Below are 19,884 nucleotides of genomic sequence, written 5' to 3' on the forward strand. Positions count from 1 at the left end.
ACGTACTTAATGTACGCTCCCTCACTCGATTCGGCTGCCGCCTTGCTATTGGCGCGCCGGCCCGCGCTTGAACCATGGGGGTGGTGGTAGCCAACGCATTGCGTTGGTCCGTTGCACAATCGGGGCTCGGTGCTTTTATTAATACCTGACCAACGCAGTGCGTTGGCTACAAGTAATACCTGACCAACGCGGTGCGTTGGTTACGATGGTGGATTGTTCGCGCTTTGGTTGAAGTTTTTCGTGAATAGGGGGTGATCTATGGTTAATCTTCTTATATACTACCCGCCGCCCACGTTACCTCCCCCGATTTACACCGAGAGGTAAGTCTTCCAGGTGTACGGGGTGATTATTATTTGGTATTTCGCGGGGAAGCCCGGAAAGCCGCAGGTAAACTCATGAATTTGGGTATAGATAACTCATGAAAACTTTTGTAGCAAAAGCAGAAACTGTAAAGCGCGACTGGTACGTAGTTGATGCCGAAGGCAAAACTTTAGGGCGTTTGGCCACTGAAGTTGCTCGTCGTCTGCGTGGCAAGCATAAAGCTGAATTTACTCCTCACGTTGATACCGGTGATTACATCGTGATTATCAATGCGGAAAAAGTTACCGTTACTGGTAACAAGGCGAAAGACAAAATGTATCACGCGCACAGCGGATACCCAGGTGGTCTGAAGTCAATCAGCTTTGAAAAGCTGCAAGCTAAGAAGCCTGAGATGATCATCGAAGCTGCGGTAAAAGGCATGCTTCCACGTGGTCCATTAGGTCGTGCCGTGTTCCGTAAACTGAAAGTGTATGCGGGCCCTGAGCACAATCATGCAGCTCAGCAGCCGCAAACCCTAGAGATTTAATTCGGAGCAGATGAAGATGGCAGATAATCAATACTACGGTACAGGTCGTCGCAAAAGCTCTACTGCGCGGGTATTCCTGCGCGCTGGCAGCGGCGAAATTAAAATCAACAATCGTTCACTCGAAGAGTATTTTTCGCGTGACACAGCACGCATGGTCGTGCGTCAACCTCTCGAGTTACTCGACTTCGTTGGGAAGTTTGATTTGTACATCACCGTTGCTGGTGGTGGTACTACAGGTCAAGCGGGCGCGATTCGTCACGGTATCACTCGTGCATTGATGCAATACGACGAAGCATTGCGTGGCGATTTACGTAAAGCGGGTTATGTTACTCGTGATGCGCGTAAAGTTGAGCGTAAGAAAGTGGGTCTTCACAAAGCGCGTAAGCGTCCTCAGTTCAGCAAGCGTTAATCGCTCAGAACTTAGAGTTAAGACCTTCAAAAGCCCGGATTTTTCCGGGCTTTTTTGTGAATAAATTTCCGCAAAGCAGAATTCGAGATTAAATCAAGGATTACTCCTTGTTTGGTAGCTTTTACCTTGTAAAGAGCATGGGTTTTCTTTATGATCGGGGAGCAATTTTTTCTCGCAAGCAATAGGTTATTCTGCTGCGGTAAATTCCGCACAGCGTCCAAAACTGGAGAAAGATGGATGAGCAATGCGCCTGTAGATAAAGGCCGCCGTCGGTTTCTCACTGTTGCTACTTCGGTAGTCGGCGGTGCAGGGGTCGTGGGTGCCGCCGTACCTTTTATTGTTTCATGGAATCCGAGTGCAAAAGCCCGTATCGCGGGTGCACCAGTGGAAGTGAAGATCGACAAAATCGAGCCGGGTCAGTTGATCCGCGCAGAGTGGCGAGGAAGTCCAGTATGGGTTATTCGTCGTACTCAAGACATGCTCGATAGTTTACCTTTGATTGAGAATCGTCTGCGTGACCCTGAATCAAATGCACCGCAGCAACCAGACTATGCAAGAAATGAGTACCGCTCGATTAAGCCGGAACTCTTTGTCGCAGTAGGCTTGTGTACACACTTGGGTTGCTCTCCGCAGTTTATTCCGCGCAACTTCGGTGTCGCTGAAGGCGTCGATTCTGGATTTTTCTGTCCATGTCACGGTTCTCGTTTTGATATCGCTGGCCGGGTTTTCTCAGGTGTTCCTGCACCGGCTAACTTAGTGGTCCCACCGCATTATTACATTGATGACGACACCATTTTGGTGGGTGCAGAAGAGGGGGCAGCTTAATGTCACGCATTCTTGATTGGATTGATCAGCGTATTCCGCTGAGCAATACCCTGAAATTACACGTGACCCAATATCCGGCACCGAAGAACTTTAACTTCTGGTACCTGATGGGATCATTAGCGCTCGTTGTATTGGTCAACCAAATTGTGACTGGTATTTGGTTAACCATGAGCTACAACCCAAGCGCAGAAGGCGCTTTTGCGTCAGTTGAATACATCATGCGTGATGTAGAATACGGCTGGCTTCTTCGTTATATGCACTCCACCGGTGCATCTTTCTTCTTTATCGTAGTGTATCTACACATGTTCCGCGGCTTAATGTACGGCTCGTACCAAAAGCCTCGTGAACTCCTGTGGATCTTCGGTATGTTGATTTTCTTGGTCCTGATGGCCGAAGCCTTTATGGGTTACATGTTGCCATGGGGCCAGATGTCGTACTGGGGAGCGCAGGTGATTATCTCGCTGTTTGGTACCATCCCGTTTGGTATCGGTGAGGCCTTAACCACGTGGATTCGCGGTGACTATGTGATTTCAGGGGCGACCTTGAATCGATTCTTTGCATTGCATGTGATTGCATTGCCATTGGTCATTGTTATTCTGGTGTTCTTGCACTTGATTGCCTTGCATGAAGTTGGTTCAAACAACCCCGATGGCATCGATCTTAAGAAGCCGAAAGGCAGCGTGAAGGAAGAAGATAAATCACCGTACGAGTTCCATGAGCGGTATACGAAGAAGTACGACATTGTCGATTCCATACCTTTCCATCCGTATTACACGGTGAAAGATTTGGTTGGTCTTGCGGTGTTCTTAATCTTCTTTGCTTGGGTTATTTTCTATGCGCCGACCATGGGTGGGCAGTTCTTAGAGCCGCCTAACTTTGAAGCCGCAGATCCAATGCGTACGCCTGAGCACATTGCTCCGGTGTGGTACTTCACTCCGTTTTACGCCATCTTGGCAGCAGTACCGAATCCAATCGGTGGGGTAATCCTCATGTTTGGTTCCATTGTCCTGTTGTTCCTGATGCCATGGATTGACCGCTCATCTGTGCGTTCAATTCGCTACCGGAGTGGCTTGCACAAAGCGAACCTAGCAATGTTGGTGGTTAGCTTCATTGTGCTTGGATTCGTGGGGGCATTACCACCCACGGAACTCTTTACCCGCATTGGTCAGATCTTTACGTTCCTGTACTTTGCGTTCTTTGTCTTCCTGTTCTTCTACAGTAAGAACGAGAAAACCAAACCACTGCCTGAGAGAGTAACGAAATGATGAAGCGATTCTTGATGGCCCTAGCGTTTCTGCTTCCGTCTGCCGCATTTGCGGCAGGCTACAGCGGACCGTTGGACAAGGCCGACTATGATTTGCGTGACCAAGCGTCACTGCAGCGTGGTGCACAAATCTTCATGAACTACTGCTTAGGCTGTCATACTATGCAGTACCAGCGTTATCAGCGCACGTTCGAAGACCTTGGTATTCCGGTAGATTTAGGTCAAGAACTGCTGCAATTCACGGGTGATGGTCCTGGGTCGCATATGATCTCTGCTATCGATGCAGATGCGTCAAGTGATTGGTTTGGTTTAACCCCGCCCGATTTAACGATGGTTGCACGGGTGCGCGGTGCCGATTGGTTGTATACTTACTTCCGTTCGTTCTATGAAGATCCAAGTCGTCCATTTGGCGTGAACAACGAAATTTTTGAAAACGTGGGTATGCCTCACGTATTGCAAGAATTGCAAGGTGTTCCGCGTCAAACATACGAACGCAGAATGGTTGATGGCGAAATGCGCGACGTTTATGTTGGCATTCGTTCAGACGGTTCAGGTCGCATGAGCCCTGATGAGTTCGATCAAGCGATGCTCGATCTAACTGCATTCTTGGTATACACAGGTGAGCCGGTGTATCTTGAGCGTCAGCGCTTAGGTTACTACGTCATTGGCTTCCTGTTTGTGTTCCTGATTCTTACGATTCTGCTGAAACGTGAGTTCTGGCGCGATATTAAGTAATTCATTGAATTACTAGTAGTTATTTTAATGGGGGCGAGCTTCGCCCCCTTTGCTGTTTCCGAAGAGTGGAGAAACCCATGGCTGTGGCTGCCAATAAGCGTTCAGTAATGACCCTGTATTCAGGGAAAGATGATTTATTCAGTCATCAAACTCGTATAGTTTTGGCTGAGAAAGGCGTCAGTGTTGAAATTGCCTATGTCGATCCAGATAATCAGCCAGAAGATTTGTTACAACTGAATCCGTATGCCGACAACGTTCCAACCTTGGTAGACCGTGAGTTGGTGCTCTATAAAGCACAAATTATCATGGAATATCTTGATGAGCGTTTTCCGCATCCACCGTTGATGCCGGTATACCCGGTTGCTCGGGGAACGAGTCGGTTGATGATGTATCGTATCGAGCGTGATTGGTACGCGCTTGCTCGTACTATCTTGTCGGGCACGAAAAAAGAAGCAGAGGCAGCACGTCAGGAGCTGAAAGAGAGCTTATTGGCACTTGCCCCTGTGTTCGCCGATACGCCTTACTTTATGAGCGAAGAATTCACACTTGTTGATTGTTACTTAGCCCCCTTATTGTGGCGTTTGCCGACCTATGGCATTGAGCTAACGGGAGCCGGTGCAAAAGAAGTGAAATCGTACATGCTGCGCGTTTTCGAACGCGAATCGTTCCGCGATTCGATGACCGAAGAAGAACGCGAAATCGGTCGTCCGTAAGCTCGACGATCGACGATAAAGCAACGAAGAGGAATGCAATGACACCTAGACGTCCATACCTGCTACGTGCGCTATATGAATGGTTAGTTGATAACGAGTTAACGCCGCATCTTGTGGTGGATGCTGAGTTTCCTGGAACTGAAATTCCTCGGGATTATGTGCAAGACGGTCAGATTGTTTTGAACATTGCACCGGGCGCGGTGCAAGCGTTACGCATGGAAAATAACCAAGTTCAGTTTCGTGCGCGTTTTAACGGACAGGATCAACGGGTGTACTTGCCGATGGGCGCTTTATTGGCTGTTTATGCTCGTGAGAACGGTGCGGGTACTATTTTTGAACCCGAACAAGGCTTGTTGCTAGAAGATGAGCACAATCACGACGCGGCGCACGATAGTGATGATGACGCGCCTAAACCAAGTGGTAAAGGTAAACCATCACTCACTGTGGTGAAATAACGACGCCGTCAACCTAATGTAAAACGCCTGTGCGGATAACCATCTGCACAGGCGTTTTTGTTTGCGTGTCATGGCAAGTGCGTCAGGCTACTTGCCGCTTGCGTTATGCTTCGCGAATGGTAAGCACATCAATCACTTTTCGCACGCCACGGACATTACGGGCAACATCGATTGCGCGTTCAGCGGTATCTTTATCAACAACGCCGAATAAGAATACTTCACCATCTTCGGTGACCACCTTAATGCCCGAAGCGTCGTAATCTTGGTCACGCAATAACAAGGTTTTCACCCGTGCGGTAATCCAAGTGTCATCGGCACGGGTGCGGAAGTTTGCGACGTCGGTAATACGAATTTGATTAAACACCCGGTTCACGCCGTCAACATTGCGTGCGATTCGCTCGGCCTCGTCAGCGCGGCCTTGGGTATCAACTTGCCCATATAGCAATACATCACCATTGTAGGGTAAGTATTTCACGCGTTGATTCCGCATTATTTCGGCATCGTTAAAGGCGGATACCAAACGCACCCGCAGGGTAGAGTCGTCAATTTGTGTGCCCACATCGCGGCTGTCTAATGCCACTGCTGTGCCGCCAATCGTTGCACCCACTACCGCCACAGCGCAGCCGCTAAGCTGAGTAACGAGAAGAGGTGCGCAGATGAGTAATGCTGCTAAACGGGTCGCTTGCATAAAATTATTCCCCTTGGAAGATTCTCTCTTCAATTAAATCTACGAGCAACTGACTAAAAAATAATTGTTGTTCCACAATGCGCGCCGCATGCCGACTGGGGATGCGCACTTCAATATCCGTAGGCCCGAGCAAGCCAGTAATTTCAGGTGCCTCTTCACCAATCACTGCAACAATGGTCATCTCCCGTGACAGGGCGGCTTCCATGGCCTGATGAACACGATCAGAGTGGTGTCGGCTAACAAAGGCGATCAAAAGGTCACCTGATTGACCCAACGCACTAATTTGCCGTGACAAGCACTCATGCTGATTGGGATGTGTTGAATTCATGCCTAGGGTGATGGCGGGAAAGGGCGGTCGCTCAAGGCGACTGCCGTGCAGTAACAAATCGGTAAAGTGATGGGCGACAAAGGTGCTATTGCCGTCGCCACAACTAAAGATGCGGTGGCCTTCGAGTAATGAACTCACCATAAGCTCGGCGGCATGTTGTATTGGTTGCGCTAAGGTATCTGCGGCCGCCACTTGAATTTGGATGCTTTCATTAAAATACGTTCGAATCGTGTCTTGCATAGTCAGAATGCGTCCTTAAGCCACTCAATGTTAAAGGGATGTCCCGTTATGGCAATAATATCAAAACGACACGCTGTTGTGTGTTCACTCAATTGATGTTTGGCAAGCCATACCCGTGCGGCATGGCGCACACGTTGCAATTGTTTTGCGCTTATTTGCTCAAGAACATCGGCAAAAGCCGCGCTGGCACGATACTTTACTTCAACAAATATAAAGAACTCGTCGTCGCGCATAATAATATCAATTTCGCCGTTATTTAAACGATAATTTTGCGCAACGAGTTCCAAGCCAAATTGGCTCAAATGGCGAATCGCCACTTCCTCATAATCAGTCCCGACGTCCCGTGTCGACATAAGCTGCGTGCTCCACTTTTAAGGTATGTCCTTCAAAGGTAGCCCAATCGAGCTCGCGAATGACCGCGTGGTTGGAAATCCGCAATTGCCCCGTTAGACCCGCATGCCGATAGCCGGGCAATTCGAGCACGAGAGGAAGTCGCAGCGCAAGCTCCATAGCATCAAAGCCCATCGCCACTAAACGCTGTTGGCTCAGGTTCCAAGGGGTCATCGCTTGCGCCAACGTTTGCTTTAGCTGTGCATCACGCTGGGTATGAATAAGCCAAGGTGCGTCGGAAAAATAAATCCCCTCAAGATCGTTTTCGCCGCGTGATTGTTGCTCCTGATGAACCGCCGAATTGGCGTACATAGGAATGCGACTACCGAAGGCGCTTAGATTGACATCAATAAACGGACGCAATAAACGGGCTTGTTGTGCATCACCGAGCAAATAGATGGCATCGATATCTTGGCGACTACGGAATTCGTGATGTAGCTCTTCGTTTTGTAGGCGTTGCTGGAGGCTTCGCTCGAGCGCATCAATACGATTTTGACTGGCACTTACTTGTAAGCTATCGCGCACTACATCCGCCATGTCGGTACTGGAGCTGTAAAAACCGGTACGAACTGAGTCAGGGCCGAATCGCTGATTCCACGCTTGAGTAAATGCCTGAGACATTTGTCGGCCACGGGCGGTATCAGGTCCGAGCAAGAGCACATTACGGTGTCCTTTTTGCGCTAAAAATGACAGCGCCGCATCAACTTCTGAGGCTAAATCTAATGCAAAGAATGCGCTTCTCGAGATGACATCCTCGGCAACGCCGTCGCCTTGGTTTAGCCACAGCTGATGCCAGGGGCCGACCGAATAGCTTGAGAAGTTCTCCAACGCGTCCCGATCAAGAGGGCCAATCACCAATTCGATTTCTCTCTCAATAAGGCTGTTATGAATGGCTTCCATACTGGCGGTTGCTGTATCGAAAAAATGTAAGTTTGCGCGCATCTCACCTCGATAGGCGGCAAGAATACCGTTGCGAACCGCATGTCCTTGTGCCGCAAATTGGCCACTCAAGGGCAATAAAATAGCAATGTTTTGTGGCGTTGCAGTAAACTCAATCCGTTGCTGCATCGCCGCCACTAAATCAGCCGCCGGATGCTCGGGAAAACTGCGCTGCCAAGAAGCTAACGCTTGTGCGGGTACCGCGGATTGGCGGGCCGCTTGATGTAAACGCAAGGCCAATTGTAACCAACCGCGCGTAATCTCGTCACCACCGCCTCGATGCGCCTCCAGCGAAGCTAAGGTGACACGGCTAAGATACTGCCATATTTGTGCATCGCTCACGTCACTGTCGTATCGCTGTAGCTGCATTAAGGTTAAGCTAGCGGAAAGAGGCTGATCGCCGCCACTGTATGCTTGATAACGTAAGCGCAGTGTTTGTGCTCGATAATGGCGCTGGCTGAATTGGCGTTCCAGATCATCGGTGAGATCGAGAACTTGCTGCCAACGCCCCATGGCGCCATGAAAACGGGCTTGCTGCAGGCGATACAGCGCCGCATGGGTCGGGCGCAGTTGGCGTACATCAACTTGAGTGAGAACTGCGCCGGCATGGGGTGCCTGCTCCGTATCTAAAAACGCAGCGGCGGCATTGACCAAATATTCATGTTGTTCATAAGGGCGGGTCGTGGCAGCGGCTTGGGCAACCCAATCATAGCCGGAACGGACGGCAGGGGCCGTCACCGAATCGACCTGTTCCCGTGTATCATCTCTAGGTGTGGGTGACTCTGGGGAACTAGCACAGCCGCTGATCACCAGCGCTGCGACTATAAAAACAGGAATGCATGAGGAACGCTTATTTGGCACAATACACATCTCAATTTGGACCGCGAGGTCCTACTATAAACCCACCATGGCTGTCAGACAAATAACAGCGCGAATGATTCACGTAAAGAGATGGAAAAATGAGCAAAGGCACTTTGTATATCGTTCCAACGCCAATTGGTAATCTTAACGACATCACCTTACGTGCATTAGAGGTGTTGCGCAGTGTGGATGTGATTGCGGCGGAAGACACACGTCATTCAAGCGTGTTGTTGAATCATTATGGCATTCAAGCCACATTGTGGGCCGTCCATGAACATAACGAACGGCAAAAATCTGAGCAAATCGTGCAGCGGCTATTAGACGGGCAAACGATCGCGTTGATTAGCGATGCTGGCACGCCGCTGATTAGCGACCCTGGCTACCCGCTCGTGAATGCCTGTCGCGCCGCCGGCGCTCATGTGGTTGCATTGCCCGGTGCCTGTGCCGCCATTACCGCGCTTTCAGCGGCGGGCTTGCCTACCGATCGTTTCCTCTTTTGTGGATTTCTGCCAGCGAAACAACAAGCACGTGAGAAAGCTTTGGCAGCCCTAGCGGGAGAAAGCGCCACCCTAATCTATTATGAGTCTCCTCGTCGCATCCTCGATACGCTGGAGGCTGTGATTGGCGTATTAGGGGCGAATCGGCCAGTGGTTATAGCCCGTGAAGTGACCAAGCAATTTGAAACCTACTTGCATGGCACCGCCACTGATGTTCTGGCCATGGTTAGAGCCGATGCCAATCAGCAGCGGGGTGAGATGGTACTGATCGTAGGCGGTGCGCCAGCCCGCGACGACGCGACACCGGTTGAGGCGTTACAGCTTTTAGCGCGCTTAAGCGAAGAATTGCCACCAAAGAAAGCGGCAAAAATTGTGGCGGAACATTACAACTTGAGCGCAAATGCGCTCTATCAAAGTCAGTTGGATAGAAACTAGCTTAGCAGCTTCACGAATGCTTCTTGCTACTTTAAATCGTGCTATACTCCGCCGCGGAGTTGGCCAAGACAATCGCCGCTAGGTTGCGTTTACGTAACTTAGGGGAGGAAAGTCCGGGCTCCATAGGGCAGAGTGCCAGGTAACGCCTGGGCGGCGTGAGCCGACGACTAGTGCAACAGAGAGCAAACCGCCGATGGCCTTTATTTTCGCAAGAGAATAGAGGATCAGGTAAGGGTGAAAGGGTGCGGTAAGAGCGCACCGCGCAACTGGTAACAGTTTGCGGCACGGTAAACTCCACTCGGAGCAAGACCAAATAGGGATCCATGGGGCGGCCCGCCTCGGGTCCGGGTAGGTTGCTTGAGGCTATGGGCGACTATAGTCCTAGACGAATGATTGTCCACGACAGAACCCGGCTTAACGGCCAACTCCACACTTTCTTCAAGCAAAACCCCATTTAGGTGGGGTTTTTGCGACGCTCGTTAAATGCCCGCGGTTCTTTCTCTTTCACGCTTGGCCCATAGCGCTCGATAAGCGACGCTAAAGGCATTGGCTTCGCGAAGTAAAAACCTTGAATCAGGTTCGCCGTTTGCATATTCAAGAAGTTCACTTGGCTTACCGTTTCTACCCCTTCAATCACTACATCGATATTTAACGCCCGGGCCATGTGGATCAATGCTGATAACAAGGCATTTTGATGCGGATCATCCGGTACGCCCGCCACAAACGTGCGGTCAATTTTGAGCAAGCAAATAGGGAAGTGCCGCAAATAACTGGCGGACGAGTAGCCAGTGCCGAAGTCGTCAATGGCTAAGGTGACCCCCCGATCATTAATCTCAAGTAAAAGATCCCGTTGCCGCTCACGATCAGGCAGCAACATCGATTCGGTAATTTCAAAAGTAAAACAGCTTGGGTCTACTTGATGCTGCTGCATTATCTGGAACCACTGATCCATGGCGACCTTGTCATAAAACTGGTGTGACGAGAAGTTGATCGCCACTCGGCCCGTTATTCCGGCTGCATGCAGTTCAGCGATATCTGAACATACTTGGTTTAATACAAAATTCCCGAGATCTCGGATCGCACCACTTTTCTCTGCAATGGCAATGAAGTCTTTAGGTAACAGCAAGCCACGAGACGGATGATTCCAGCGGGCGAGGGCTTCAATACTATGTAACGAGCCATCTTTTGAGTTAATCACCGGTTGGTAATGCACCAAAAACTCGCGGTTGCGAATTCCCTGCAAAATAGCCTGATGCATGTGCAGGTTGCTTGTCGCCTGTTCGCGCAGATCATTATTAAAGAACTCACTAGTGCCTCGACCTGCATCTTTTGCGGCATACATGGCTAAGTCAGCGGCTTTCAAAAGTTCTGCAAAGTTATCCCCATCGCTGGGGAATAATGCGATACCGATTGAGGCGTCAATGGCCACTTCGTTGGCATAGAGGTTCATGGGCTCGCGTATGTGTTTGAGTAGCTTCTGTGCTTGTAACTGGGCATGAAATGGCTCAGATAGATTCTTCAGCACCACAACAAATTCGTCGCCGCCTAATCGGGCAATAATATCGTCGCGCCGCAATGATGCTTGCAGACGTCCAGTTACTAACTTCAGTAAATCATCACCGGCGCTATGGCCTAGTGCATCATTGACCTCTTTAAAGTGATCAAGATCGATAAACAAAAGCGCAAACTTTTCATCTCGGCGCTCACAGGCACTGATGTAGGCGGTGAGCTGCTCTTCAAAAAAGTGACGATTGGCAATACCGGTTAAATTATCAAAGCGCGCTTGGTTACTAATAAGGCCAAATGCTTGCCGTAAGCGTTGTTGATTGCGTAACACGAGATAAAGTAAGACCGAGAAGAGAAACGCGAGAATGGTGCCAAAAATAAAATACAAAGAGTTCGCGTACGCCGTGGGTGCCCAACTACCGGAAATAGGAATTGCGGCTAATGCCCACTCGCCCCGAGGTAGCGATACGGTTAATGTCACCGGGTTGGCATCCCAAATGCCATAATCACCGGTAATTAACTCTCCCTGCTCACCGGTTCCATCGATACCGCGTAAACTAATGCTCAACTCAGGATGCGAGTGCAGCCCAGAATCATTAAATAAGTTGTAATGATCGATCACTTGCGAAATGAGCGCCACCAATTCTTGCGTATCTTTATCAAACACCGGAACCCGAGCGATCAATGCTTCGCCGCCTTGCGCCAAAGCCACAGGGCCGTTCAACGTAATACTGCGACTTGAAATTGCTTCATGTAACGTGCGGAGTTGGTCGGGACGGGTGCGATAATCAAAGCCTAAAGCACTTTCATTGCCTTCCAATGGGTAAATTAAACGAATCCGGTAATCATAAGCGATGGCCAAATGTCGGATATGAAGGTTCTGACTCATCAAGTTTTCGGTAAGGGCAGCAAATCGCTCCTCAGATATTTTCGGTTCTAAGGACAGTTCTGTATGCAGCTGGCGAATCGCGACTAAATTCGTTTGCAACAAACCTTCGAGACGGGCTCGAATGGTACTAAGTTGTTCAAGTGCAAGATACCGTTTGTTCTCGACCTGGCGTTCCCGATCGGTAGCAACAAAGCGTATCAGCATAATTTCGCAGACCACAAATACACATAAACTGATGATCGCGATCCAGAGTCTATTATTCACAAACCCTACCTTTGTTTGAATATTAAACAAATAGTTAACGAATCCGTTTGCCAACGCAAGCAAAAAAAGCGGATCTTCATGATTAAACTTCGTGCATTTTTCCTTGACAGGGGATCAGACTGACACCTAGACTGTATCATTGTGGGGAAAAGTGGAGAGAAGTGGATCATTCTGTGATCCCGCTAATAGATTATGTTTCGTGGAGCTAACAGTATCAGTCTTGATGACAAAGGTCGCCTTGCGATACCCGCGCGGTATCGTAACCTTTTGTCGTTGGATTGCGAAGGCAAATTGGTTTGTACGATTGACATCAAACAACCATGCCTTTTGTTATACCCGCTTCCGGAATGGCAGGTGATTGAGCAGAAATTATCCACCTTATCGACCATGAACCCCTCAGAGCGTCGTCTCCAGCGATTGTTGTTAGGTTATGCCGATGATTGCGAAATGGACAAAAACGGTCGTGTCCTTATCGCAACACCACTTCGTCAACATGCCGGCCTTACGAAAAAGTTAATGCTCGTAGGTCAGCTCAACAAATTTGAAATTTGGGATGAGGAAGTTTGGCAGCAACAAGTCGCAGATGATATTGCGGCAGAGCAGGCAGGCGACTTTACATTAAGTGATCGACTACAAGACTTTTCATTATAATGGCGCAGACACCGCAACATGTACCGGTGTTGCTAGCGGAGTCGATTGAGGCGTTAGCGATCCAGCCGGACCAAATATACATTGATGCCACCTTCGGACGGGGTGGTCATAGCCGGGCTGTGCTTGAAAAACTGGGCAGCGCAGGCAAGCTGTTCGCGTTTGACCGTGACCCTACAGCCGCCAAGGCCGCTCAGGCGTTGGCTGATGATCCACGTTTCCACTTCTTCCACACTCCTTTCTCTTCACTGGCTGATATTGTCGAACAACATCAGTTACGCGGTCGTGTTGCCGGTATCCTTTTCGACCTTGGCGTCTCATCCCCACAGCTTGATGATGCCGAACGAGGATTCAGCTTTATGCGCGATGGTCCGCTCGATATGCGCATGAACCCTGAACAGGGTGAGTCTGCTGCCGATTGGTTGGCTTACGCTGATATGGATGCCCTGTGCTATGTCTTTCGTACGTATGGTGAGGAAAAATATGCGGCGCCAATCGCCCGAGCCATTATTGCGCAACGGCAACATCAACCGCTCACACGCACGTCCCAATTGGCGGAGTTAATTCGAAAAATAAATCCGGCGCGGGAGCAGCAAAAACACCCAGCAACACGGGTGTTTCAGGCGATCCGAATTCATGTCAATCGTGAGTTGGACGAAGTGCACGAAGCACTTGCCGCGGCCGTTGATGCGCTGAAACCGGGTGGACGCCTAGCGGTTATTAGTTTTCATAGTTTGGAAGACCGGATTGCCAAGCAGTTCATTCGTGAACAAAGCCGTCGGGCGCAAGTGCCGGCTGGTTTACCACTTACAGAAGACCAAATTGAGGATAACCGAACCTTAAAACCGATCGGTAAAGCCATTAAGCCAAGCGCTGCAGAGTTACAGGTAAACCCACGGGCACGGAGTTCTGTGCTGCGAGTTGCGGAGCGGCTGCCATGAAAAAAATTGATCTAAAACGCCTCCATGCGCACCCCGGTTTACTGCAAGTCATCTTTAGTGACATTCGTCAGTATCGGGGATTGGTGTTTTGGGTCCTACTGGCGATTTTAAGTGCCCTGGCCACTGTGTATCTGACTCATCTCAATCGTGAGCTGCTGGCGGAACGGGAACAGTTAATGCGCCAACGGGATGCCATTGATGTTGAATTTCGGCATTTGGTTATCGAGCAAACAGCACTGTCAGAACATAGCCGCATCGAAACTATCGCTCAACGCGAGTTAGGTATGCGGCGTCCTGCAGACGATCAGGAGGTACTGGTGCCATGGCGGTAAGACGCAATGAAAAGATACTGCGTCCAGAACCCATGCCTGGGCGCTTTATGGTGGTGTTGGTAGCCCTGGTACTGGGCTTTACGGCGTTGGTCGCCCGTGCCGCCTATATCCAAGTGATTGAGCCAGACCGTCTGCGCTACGAAGGCGATTTGCGCTCTATTCGTGTTGCGCAAGATCGGATCCAACGGGGTAATATCACCGATCGCAATGGTGTTGAATTAGCGGTCAGTGTCCCGGTGCAAACCGTTTGGGCAGACCCGAAAGTTATTCATGATCGCAACGGTTTAAGCGATATGCGCCGTTGGCAGGCGATGGCAGACGTGCTCAATACCTCAACAGAGCAATTATTACGTAAAGTCGAAAATCCCCAACGTCGTTTTGTGTATCTTGAGCGCATGCTGACACCGGCAGTGGCGAATTATATTGCACAATTACGAATTCCCGGCGTGGGATTGAAAGAAGAATCTCGACGCTTTTATCCCATGGGTGAGATTTCCTCCCATGTTGTCGGCATCACCAACATTGATGCTGAAGGTCTCGATGGGGTTGAGGCTGTGTATAACAATCTGCTCACGGGCACGCCGGGACAACGTCGGGTTCGTCGTGACGGCCAAGGGCGATTGGTTGAAGAAATTGAAGTCACCGAGAGTCTACTGCCACAAAATTTAACCCTAAGCATCGATCAACGAATTCAATCGGTGGCTTATCGCGAGCTGACCAAAGCGGTGCGTTATCACCAAGCAACGTCGGGCTCGGTCGTGGTGTTAGATGTGAACACGGGTGAAGTGTTAGCCATGGTCAATAGTCCATCTTACAATCCGAACAATCGCAGTGGCATGCAACCGCACCAAATGCGGAACCGAGCCATTTCCGATAGTTTTGAGCCGGGCTCAACCATTAAGCCTTTAGTGGTGCTCGGGGCATTAACATCGGGTCAGGTTAGCGCTGATGATAAGCTGAATACCAGCCCGGGTTGGATGCGCGTCGGTGGCCGTCGCGTGCAAGATGCTCGCAACTACGGAGAACTCAATTTGTCGGGGGTGCTTGCCCATTCCAGTAACGTTGGAACATCACGGTTAGCCTTGGGCATGGAGCGCGAAGATTTCCTCGATCTGTATAGCTTAATGGGCTTTGGCAGCGATACCGGTATAAATATGCTCGGCGAAAGTATGGGCGTATTGCGGGATCAGCGACGCTGGTCCGATTTTGAGATTGCCACGCTCTCTTTCGGTTACGGATTATCGGTAACCACCCTACAGCTGGCACAGATGTACGCCATTCTCGGTAACGGTGGCGTGAAGCGGCCACTAAGTATTCTCAAGGTGGATCAACCCTTTGCCGGACGCCAAGTATTCCCCAGTGAACTAACGCGAGAAACGCTACGTCTGATGGAATCGGTGACCTCCGAAGATGGCACGGGAACGCGGGCCCGGGTTCCAGGCTATCGGGTTGCGGGAAAAACCGGTACCTCGCGTAAGGCAGTGGCAGGCGGTTATGGTGACGAGTACATCGGGTTATTTGCCGGTGTGCTTCCAGCCAGTCGTCCGCGCCTCTCAATTGTTGTGATGATCAATGAGCCTGCAGGCGATAGTTATCATGGGGGAACAGTGGCGGCCCCTGTATTTTCCGCCATTGCAGAAGAAAGTATGCGAATTTTGAACGTAGCACCCGATAATTTAACCGGACGCCAATTGCGTGTTGCTGGATGGGGGAGTGCCAATGATTAAGCTCCTTGATCTGATTCCAGACTGTCCGTTTCAACTGCCCGACATGATGGTTTCGGGTTTAAAACTTGATAGCCGCCGGGTCGCAGCGGGCGATGCCTTTATTGCAGTTCCTGGATACGCAACTGATGGCCGAGATTATATCGATGCGGCCATTGCGGCGGGCGCCAGTGCGGTTTTAGCCGATATGGATGAATGGACCGCCGGTACTATGGATGCGGTTCCTGTGATTGGTGTTCCAAACTTAAAGCAGCAGGTATCAGAAGTAGCAGGCCGTTTTCACGGCAACCCATCCCATCAACTGCGGGTTATTGGGGTAACTGGAACCAATGGCAAAACCACTGTGAGTAATCTGATTGCGCAATTGTGGCACCACCTTGAACCCGCAGCAGCGGTGCTGGGCACGATTGGCAGTGGCGTGATGCCACAACTATTACCTGAACAAAATACAACGCCCGATGCAGTGACTGTGCAGCAGCGCCTCGCCGGTTTCTATGCCGAAGGCGCACGCAGTGTTGCCATGGAAGTTTCATCCCACGCGTTAGTTCAACATCGGGTAGAAGCACTCCGTTTTGCTACCGTGATCGCCACCAATGTGAGTCGCGACCATTTGGACTATCACGGTTCTATGGACGCCTATATCGCGGCGAAAAAACGCCTATTCACCGATTTCCCGAGCGCCATCCGCATTTTCAACTTGGATGATTCGGTCGTTGCCAGTTGGGGCACGGCCCACGATTTTTGGTACTCCATGGAAGCGGACGCGGTGGGCCGAGACAATACGCTAGTGGCCATCGACATCGACTATACCGACGACGGCACAGAGTTTACCTTGTGTTGGTTTGCCCAACGCTTGCGTGTGCGCAGCCCATTGTTGGGAGACTTTAACGTCGCCAATGTACTTGCCGCCTTATTAAGCCCGCTCGTGGCCGGATATGAACTAGCGGATGTTGCCGCCTTAGTCAGCCATCTTAAGCCTGTGGTAGGGCGCATGGAAACGTTTAAGAAAGAAGGTTTTCCACTGGTCGTGGTTGATTACGCTCACACGCCAGATGCGTTAGAACATGTGCTCACCGCGGCCCGCAGACATTGCCACGGCAAACTCTGGTGTGTGTTTGGCTGTGGTGGCGATCGCGATCGCGGAAAACGGCCGCAGATGGGACAAGTAGCGGCCCGCTGTGCAGATCAAATTGTCGTCACCGATGACAACCCTCGGACCGAAGATCCACAGTCGATCATTGATGACATCATCAGCGGTATGCCTGCGAATACGGCTTATATTGCCTCGCCTGGGCGTTCGCGCACCGTGCTTGAAACTATCCGCAAGGCGGCCGCCGAGGATGTGGTGGTGTTGGCTGGAAAAGGGCACGAAACCTATCAGGTAATTGGAACAAAATCGATTGATTATGATGAACGGGCGGTTGTTGCGTCAGTCCTAGGGGGTGCAGCATGATTCCAGTGACATTGCATTGGGTCGCTTCCCATGTCGCGGGTGAGCTTTCTGATAAAGAAACGGGCGCTCGCAAAGTGCAGGGGAATGTGGTGATTGATAGCCGCCAAGTGGCTGCAGGCGACTTATTTGTTGCCATTAAAGGACCAAACTTCGACGGCCACGATTTTGTCGAGGCGGCAGAGCAGGCCGGCGCATGTGCGCTGATATGCGATCGAGAAGTAAGTACTTCCTTACCTCAGATTCGTGTGCGAGACACGCGTCGAGCTCTGGGCGACCTCGCTGCGGCAGTTAAAGCCGATGTAGCCCCTCGGTCTGTTGCTATTACCGGAAGTAGCGGTAAAACCACCGTAAAAGAAATGGTTGCGGCTATTTTACAGCAGGCGGAGTCGGTTCAGGGTGAAGTTTTAGCGACACAGGGCAATTTCAACAACGACATCGGCGTTCCTCTGACGTTGTTGCGACTCACCCAAAAACATACCCATGCGGTGATAGAGCTTGGTGCCAATCATCGGGGTGAAATTGCATACACAACGAGTTTAGTGCAGCCCGATGCGGCCATGATAAACAATGTGGCTCCGGCCCATGTTGAGGGATTTGGCGATATTTGCGGCGTGGCGAAAGCGAAAACAGAAATATTTCGCGGTGTCGCTGAAGGTGGCTTGGTGCTCACCAATCGCGACTCAGAGTTTCATGAATTTTGGTTGCGTGAGCTTGAGGGACGCAACCATCAGACCTTCGGAATCGACAATTCCGAAGCCGACGTGCGCGCAACCGATATTCACATGAACGAAGAAGGTTGTGCGCAATTTACGCTGCACGCGGAAGGGGAAACGCACCGGATTCAGCTCACGTTGCCAGGCAAACATAATGTAATGAATGCATTGGCAGCTGTGGCCATGTGCCGTGCGCTAGGATTGGGTTTTGCTGAAATTGTGCGCGGTTTTGGCAAGATGCAGGCGGTTCCTGGGCGTATGGTGGTTCACAAGCCAGCTCCGGGTGTGCAGCTTATCGATGATACTTATAACGCCAATGTGGGTTCGGCAAAAGCAGCGATTGATGTGCTTGCTAGCCTCCCAGGACGGCGACTGTTTGTCTTTGGAGACATGGGGGAGCTAGGGGCAAACGCGCGGGCATACCACGAAGAGGTGGGTGAGTACGCGATTTCCGCTGGCATTGATGGCTTGTTCACCCTTGGGGTCTTGAGCCAGAGTGCCAGCGAAATTTTTAACGGCCATGGTGGTCGTCATTTTGATTCTATCGACGCGGTTGTCGATGGTCTTTTAGAAGAAGTTAGTCAGCATCCGGAGATTACCATCTTGGTGAAAGGATCACGGAGTTCGCGTATGGAGCGCATCGTTGAGTCTCTGCTGGCAGCGAACATTACAACTCAACGACGGGGGAAAGCCACATGCTAGTCTGGCTGGCCGAATACTTACAACAAAACGTGGCTACGGGCTTTAACGTCTTTTCGTATCTCACGATGCGCTCGATCATGGGCATTCTTACCGCACTCGTATTGTCGTTGTGGATTGGTCCTAAAGTGATTCGTTGGTTACAACGGTTACAAATTGGACAAACCGTACGTGACGATGGCCCGCAAAGTCATTTAAGTAAATCAGGCACGCCCACCATGGGCGGTTTAATGATCCTGATTAGTATCTTGGTGTCTGCGCTGCTCTGGGCTGATTTGAGTAATCGCTACGTGTGGGTCACATTACTCACCCTCTCGGGTTTTGGCATCATTGGTTTTATCGACGATTATCGCAAGGTTGTGCGCAAGGACCCCAATGGTTTACCCGCGCGGTGGAAGTATTTCTGGCAATCACTACTGGCGGGAACAGCCGCGGTTTACATGTATTGGACCGCCACCCAGCCGGCAGAAACGGCACTGTTAATCCCGTTCTTTAAAGACGTGATGCCTCAGCTTGGCATGTTGTACATGTTGCTGGCTTATTTCGTTATCGTCGGAACCAGTAACGCGGTTAATTTAACCGACGGACTGGACGGTTTGGCCATCATGCCGACCATCATGGTGGCGGGCGCGCTCGGGGTATTTGCTTACGTGACGGGCAACGTGAACTTTGCCGACTACTTACAGATCCCATACATCCCGCTCGCGGCTGAACTGACGGTGGTATGTGCTGCCATTGTTGGGGCAGGGCTTGGTTTCTTATGGTTTAACACCTATCCGGCGCAAGTATTTATGGGCGATGTTGGCTCGTTAGCGTTAGGCGCAGTGCTAGGTGTCATTGCCATCTTGGTTCGACAAGAATTGGTGCTGTTCATCATGGGCGGTGTGTTCGTCATAGAGACACTGTCGGTGATGCTACAAGTCGGTAGTTATAAGTTGCGCGGTAAGCGCATATTCCGCATGGCGCCCATTCATCATCATTATGAATTAAAAGGTTGGCCGGAGCCGCGGGTTATTGTGCGTTTCTGGATTATTTCGTTGGTGTTGGTGCTTATTGGCCTCGCCACATTGAAGTTGCGTTAAATAAGGG

20 protein-coding genes and 1 other RNA gene are annotated in these 19,884 nt (G+C 50.6%); 16 read left to right on the forward strand and 5 right to left on the reverse strand.

The window, feature by feature from the left end:
• The first annotated feature begins 418 nt into the window (after positions 1–418).
• From rplM to HXZ99_RS05440, 7 genes are all read left to right on the forward strand, one after another.
• Positions 419–847 (forward strand): 50S ribosomal protein L13, encoded by a 429-nt coding sequence (gene rplM / locus HXZ99_RS05410; protein WP_194756256.1) that lies wholly within the window; start codon positions 419–421, stop codon positions 845–847.
• Positions 848–863: 16 nt separating this feature from the next.
• Positions 864–1,256 carry a 30S ribosomal protein S9 gene (rpsI, locus tag HXZ99_RS05415; RefSeq protein WP_194756257.1) on the forward strand — a complete coding sequence of 131 codons (393 nt, stop codon included), beginning with the start codon at positions 864–866 and terminating at the stop codon, positions 1,254–1,256.
• A 237-nt stretch (positions 1,257–1,493) separates the two neighbouring features.
• Entirely contained in the window at positions 1,494–2,081 is a 588-nt protein-coding gene (petA, locus tag HXZ99_RS05420; RefSeq protein ID WP_194756258.1) for a ubiquinol-cytochrome c reductase iron-sulfur subunit, read from the forward strand.
• Entirely contained in the window at positions 2,081–3,346 is a 1,266-nt protein-coding gene (locus HXZ99_RS05425; RefSeq protein ID WP_194756259.1) for a cytochrome b, read from the forward strand. Before petA ends, HXZ99_RS05425 begins: the two co-directional genes overlap by 1 nt.
• Complete coding sequence (locus HXZ99_RS05430) at positions 3,346–4,080, forward strand: cytochrome c1 (RefSeq protein WP_194756354.1); 735 nt, start codon at positions 3,346–3,348, stop codon at positions 4,078–4,080. The genes HXZ99_RS05425 and HXZ99_RS05430 overlap by 1 nt, the downstream gene beginning before the upstream one ends.
• Positions 4,081–4,157: 77 nt before the next feature.
• A complete protein-coding gene (gene sspA / locus HXZ99_RS05435) occupies positions 4,158–4,793 on the forward strand; it encodes a stringent starvation protein SspA (RefSeq protein ID WP_194756260.1) in 636 nt (211 codons plus the stop codon).
• Between the two features lie 38 nt (positions 4,794–4,831).
• Complete coding sequence (locus HXZ99_RS05440) at positions 4,832–5,248, forward strand: ClpXP protease specificity-enhancing factor (RefSeq protein ID WP_194756261.1); 417 nt, start codon at positions 4,832–4,834, stop codon at positions 5,246–5,248.
• Between the two features lie 103 nt (positions 5,249–5,351).
• On the opposite strand, the gene HXZ99_RS05445 is transcribed toward HXZ99_RS05440, so the two are convergent.
• The 4 genes from HXZ99_RS05445 to HXZ99_RS05460 are packed head-to-tail and all read right to left on the reverse strand — an operon-like array spanning position 5,352 to position 8,571.
• On the reverse strand, positions 5,352–5,936 hold the full coding sequence (locus tag HXZ99_RS05445; RefSeq protein ID WP_194756262.1) for a BON domain-containing protein: 585 nt from the start codon (positions 5,934–5,936) through the stop codon (positions 5,352–5,354).
• Positions 5,937–5,940: 4 nt separating this feature from the next.
• A complete protein-coding gene (locus tag HXZ99_RS05450; RefSeq protein ID WP_194756263.1) occupies positions 5,941–6,504 on the reverse strand; it encodes an SIS domain-containing protein in 564 nt (187 codons plus the stop codon).
• Positions 6,505–6,506: 2 nt separating this feature from the next.
• Positions 6,507–6,857, reverse strand: coding sequence for a YraN family protein (locus HXZ99_RS05455; RefSeq protein ID WP_194756264.1), 351 nt, complete (start codon positions 6,855–6,857; stop codon positions 6,507–6,509).
• Positions 6,832–8,571: a penicillin-binding protein activator gene (locus HXZ99_RS05460; protein WP_194756265.1), complete on the reverse strand. Its 1,740-nt coding sequence runs from the start codon at positions 8,569–8,571 to the stop codon at positions 6,832–6,834. Before HXZ99_RS05460 ends, HXZ99_RS05455 begins: the two co-directional genes overlap by 26 nt.
• A gap of 221 nt (positions 8,572–8,792) precedes the next feature.
• Between HXZ99_RS05460 and rsmI the strand changes: the two genes are divergently transcribed.
• Together rsmI and rnpB are read left to right on the forward strand one after the other, a co-directional pair.
• The gene (gene rsmI / locus HXZ99_RS05465) at positions 8,793–9,626 is read left to right on the forward strand and encodes a 16S rRNA (cytidine(1402)-2'-O)-methyltransferase (protein ID WP_194756266.1); all 834 of its coding nucleotides are present in this window, start codon (positions 8,793–8,795) and stop codon (positions 9,624–9,626) included.
• 55 nt (positions 9,627–9,681) lie between these two features.
• Positions 9,682–10,059, forward strand: an RNA gene (rnpB, locus tag HXZ99_RS05470) — RNase P RNA component class A.
• A 21-nt stretch (positions 10,060–10,080) separates the two neighbouring features.
• Here rnpB and HXZ99_RS05475 read toward each other — a convergent pair.
• On the reverse strand, positions 10,081–12,285 hold the full coding sequence (locus HXZ99_RS05475) for a putative bifunctional diguanylate cyclase/phosphodiesterase (protein WP_194756267.1): 2,205 nt from the start codon (positions 12,283–12,285) through the stop codon (positions 10,081–10,083).
• A 192-nt stretch (positions 12,286–12,477) separates the two neighbouring features.
• Between HXZ99_RS05475 and mraZ the strand changes: the two genes are divergently transcribed.
• From mraZ to mraY, 7 genes are read left to right on the forward strand one after another with little or no spacing between them, the layout of a single operon-like run.
• Positions 12,478–12,936, forward strand: coding sequence for a division/cell wall cluster transcriptional repressor MraZ (gene mraZ, locus HXZ99_RS05480; RefSeq protein ID WP_143235389.1), 459 nt, complete (start codon positions 12,478–12,480; stop codon positions 12,934–12,936).
• Positions 12,933–13,874, forward strand: coding sequence for a 16S rRNA (cytosine(1402)-N(4))-methyltransferase RsmH (gene rsmH / locus HXZ99_RS05485; RefSeq protein WP_194756355.1), 942 nt, complete (start codon positions 12,933–12,935; stop codon positions 13,872–13,874). The genes mraZ and rsmH overlap by 4 nt, the downstream gene beginning before the upstream one ends.
• Positions 13,871–14,206, forward strand: coding sequence for a cell division protein FtsL (gene ftsL, locus HXZ99_RS05490; RefSeq protein WP_194756268.1), 336 nt, complete (start codon positions 13,871–13,873; stop codon positions 14,204–14,206). Before rsmH ends, ftsL begins: the two co-directional genes overlap by 4 nt.
• On the forward strand, positions 14,197–15,933 hold the full coding sequence (locus HXZ99_RS05495) for a penicillin-binding transpeptidase domain-containing protein (protein WP_194756269.1): 1,737 nt from the start codon (positions 14,197–14,199) through the stop codon (positions 15,931–15,933). The genes ftsL and HXZ99_RS05495 overlap by 10 nt, the downstream gene beginning before the upstream one ends.
• Positions 15,926–17,383: a UDP-N-acetylmuramoyl-L-alanyl-D-glutamate--2,6-diaminopimelate ligase gene (murE, locus tag HXZ99_RS05500; protein ID WP_194756270.1), complete on the forward strand. Its 1,458-nt coding sequence runs from the start codon at positions 15,926–15,928 to the stop codon at positions 17,381–17,383. The genes HXZ99_RS05495 and murE overlap by 8 nt, the downstream gene beginning before the upstream one ends.
• Positions 17,380–18,798, forward strand: a complete 1,419-nt coding sequence (locus HXZ99_RS05505) for a UDP-N-acetylmuramoyl-tripeptide--D-alanyl-D-alanine ligase (protein ID WP_194756271.1) — start codon at positions 17,380–17,382, stop codon at positions 18,796–18,798. Before murE ends, HXZ99_RS05505 begins: the two co-directional genes overlap by 4 nt.
• Complete coding sequence (mraY, locus tag HXZ99_RS05510) at positions 18,792–19,877, forward strand: phospho-N-acetylmuramoyl-pentapeptide-transferase (protein ID WP_194756272.1); 1,086 nt, start codon at positions 18,792–18,794, stop codon at positions 19,875–19,877. The genes HXZ99_RS05505 and mraY overlap by 7 nt, the downstream gene beginning before the upstream one ends.
• The last annotated feature ends 7 nt before the right edge of the window (positions 19,878–19,884 follow it).

This window comes from Aliidiomarina indica (assembly GCF_015354615.1).
Classification (GTDB): domain Bacteria; phylum Pseudomonadota; class Gammaproteobacteria; order Enterobacterales; family Alteromonadaceae; genus Aliidiomarina; species Aliidiomarina indica.

Bases quoted from the DNA above. Each gene is read 5' to 3' on its own strand.
- rplM (WP_194756256.1), top strand. From the start codon at position 419: ATGAAAACTTTTGTAGCAAAAGCAGAAACTGTAAAGCGCGACTGGTAC.
- rpsI (WP_194756257.1), top strand. From the start codon at position 864: ATGGCAGATAATCAATACTACGGTACAGGTCGTCGCAAAAGCTCTACT.
- petA (WP_194756258.1), top strand. From the start codon at position 1,494: ATGAGCAATGCGCCTGTAGATAAAGGCCGCCGTCGGTTTCTCACTGTT.
- HXZ99_RS05425 (WP_194756259.1), top strand. From the start codon at position 2,081: ATGTCACGCATTCTTGATTGGATTGATCAGCGTATTCCGCTGAGCAAT.
- HXZ99_RS05430 (WP_194756354.1), top strand. From the start codon at position 3,346: ATGAAGCGATTCTTGATGGCCCTAGCGTTTCTGCTTCCGTCTGCCGCA.
- sspA (WP_194756260.1), top strand. From the start codon at position 4,158: ATGGCTGTGGCTGCCAATAAGCGTTCAGTAATGACCCTGTATTCAGGG.
- HXZ99_RS05440 (WP_194756261.1), top strand. From the start codon at position 4,832: ATGACACCTAGACGTCCATACCTGCTACGTGCGCTATATGAATGGTTA.
- HXZ99_RS05445 (WP_194756262.1), bottom strand. From the start codon at position 5,936: ATGCAAGCGACCCGTTTAGCAGCATTACTCATCTGCGCACCTCTTCTC.
- HXZ99_RS05450 (WP_194756263.1), bottom strand. From the start codon at position 6,504: ATGCAAGACACGATTCGAACGTATTTTAATGAAAGCATCCAAATTCAA.
- HXZ99_RS05455 (WP_194756264.1), bottom strand. From the start codon at position 6,857: ATGTCGACACGGGACGTCGGGACTGATTATGAGGAAGTGGCGATTCGC.
- rsmI (WP_194756266.1), top strand. From the start codon at position 8,793: ATGAGCAAAGGCACTTTGTATATCGTTCCAACGCCAATTGGTAATCTT.
- mraZ (WP_143235389.1), top strand. From the start codon at position 12,478: ATGTTTCGTGGAGCTAACAGTATCAGTCTTGATGACAAAGGTCGCCTT.
- ftsL (WP_194756268.1), top strand. From the start codon at position 13,871: ATGAAAAAAATTGATCTAAAACGCCTCCATGCGCACCCCGGTTTACTG.
- HXZ99_RS05495 (WP_194756269.1), top strand. From the start codon at position 14,197: ATGGCGGTAAGACGCAATGAAAAGATACTGCGTCCAGAACCCATGCCT.
- murE (WP_194756270.1), top strand. From the start codon at position 15,926: ATGATTAAGCTCCTTGATCTGATTCCAGACTGTCCGTTTCAACTGCCC.
- HXZ99_RS05505 (WP_194756271.1), top strand. From the start codon at position 17,380: ATGATTCCAGTGACATTGCATTGGGTCGCTTCCCATGTCGCGGGTGAG.
- mraY (WP_194756272.1), top strand. From the start codon at position 18,792: ATGCTAGTCTGGCTGGCCGAATACTTACAACAAAACGTGGCTACGGGC.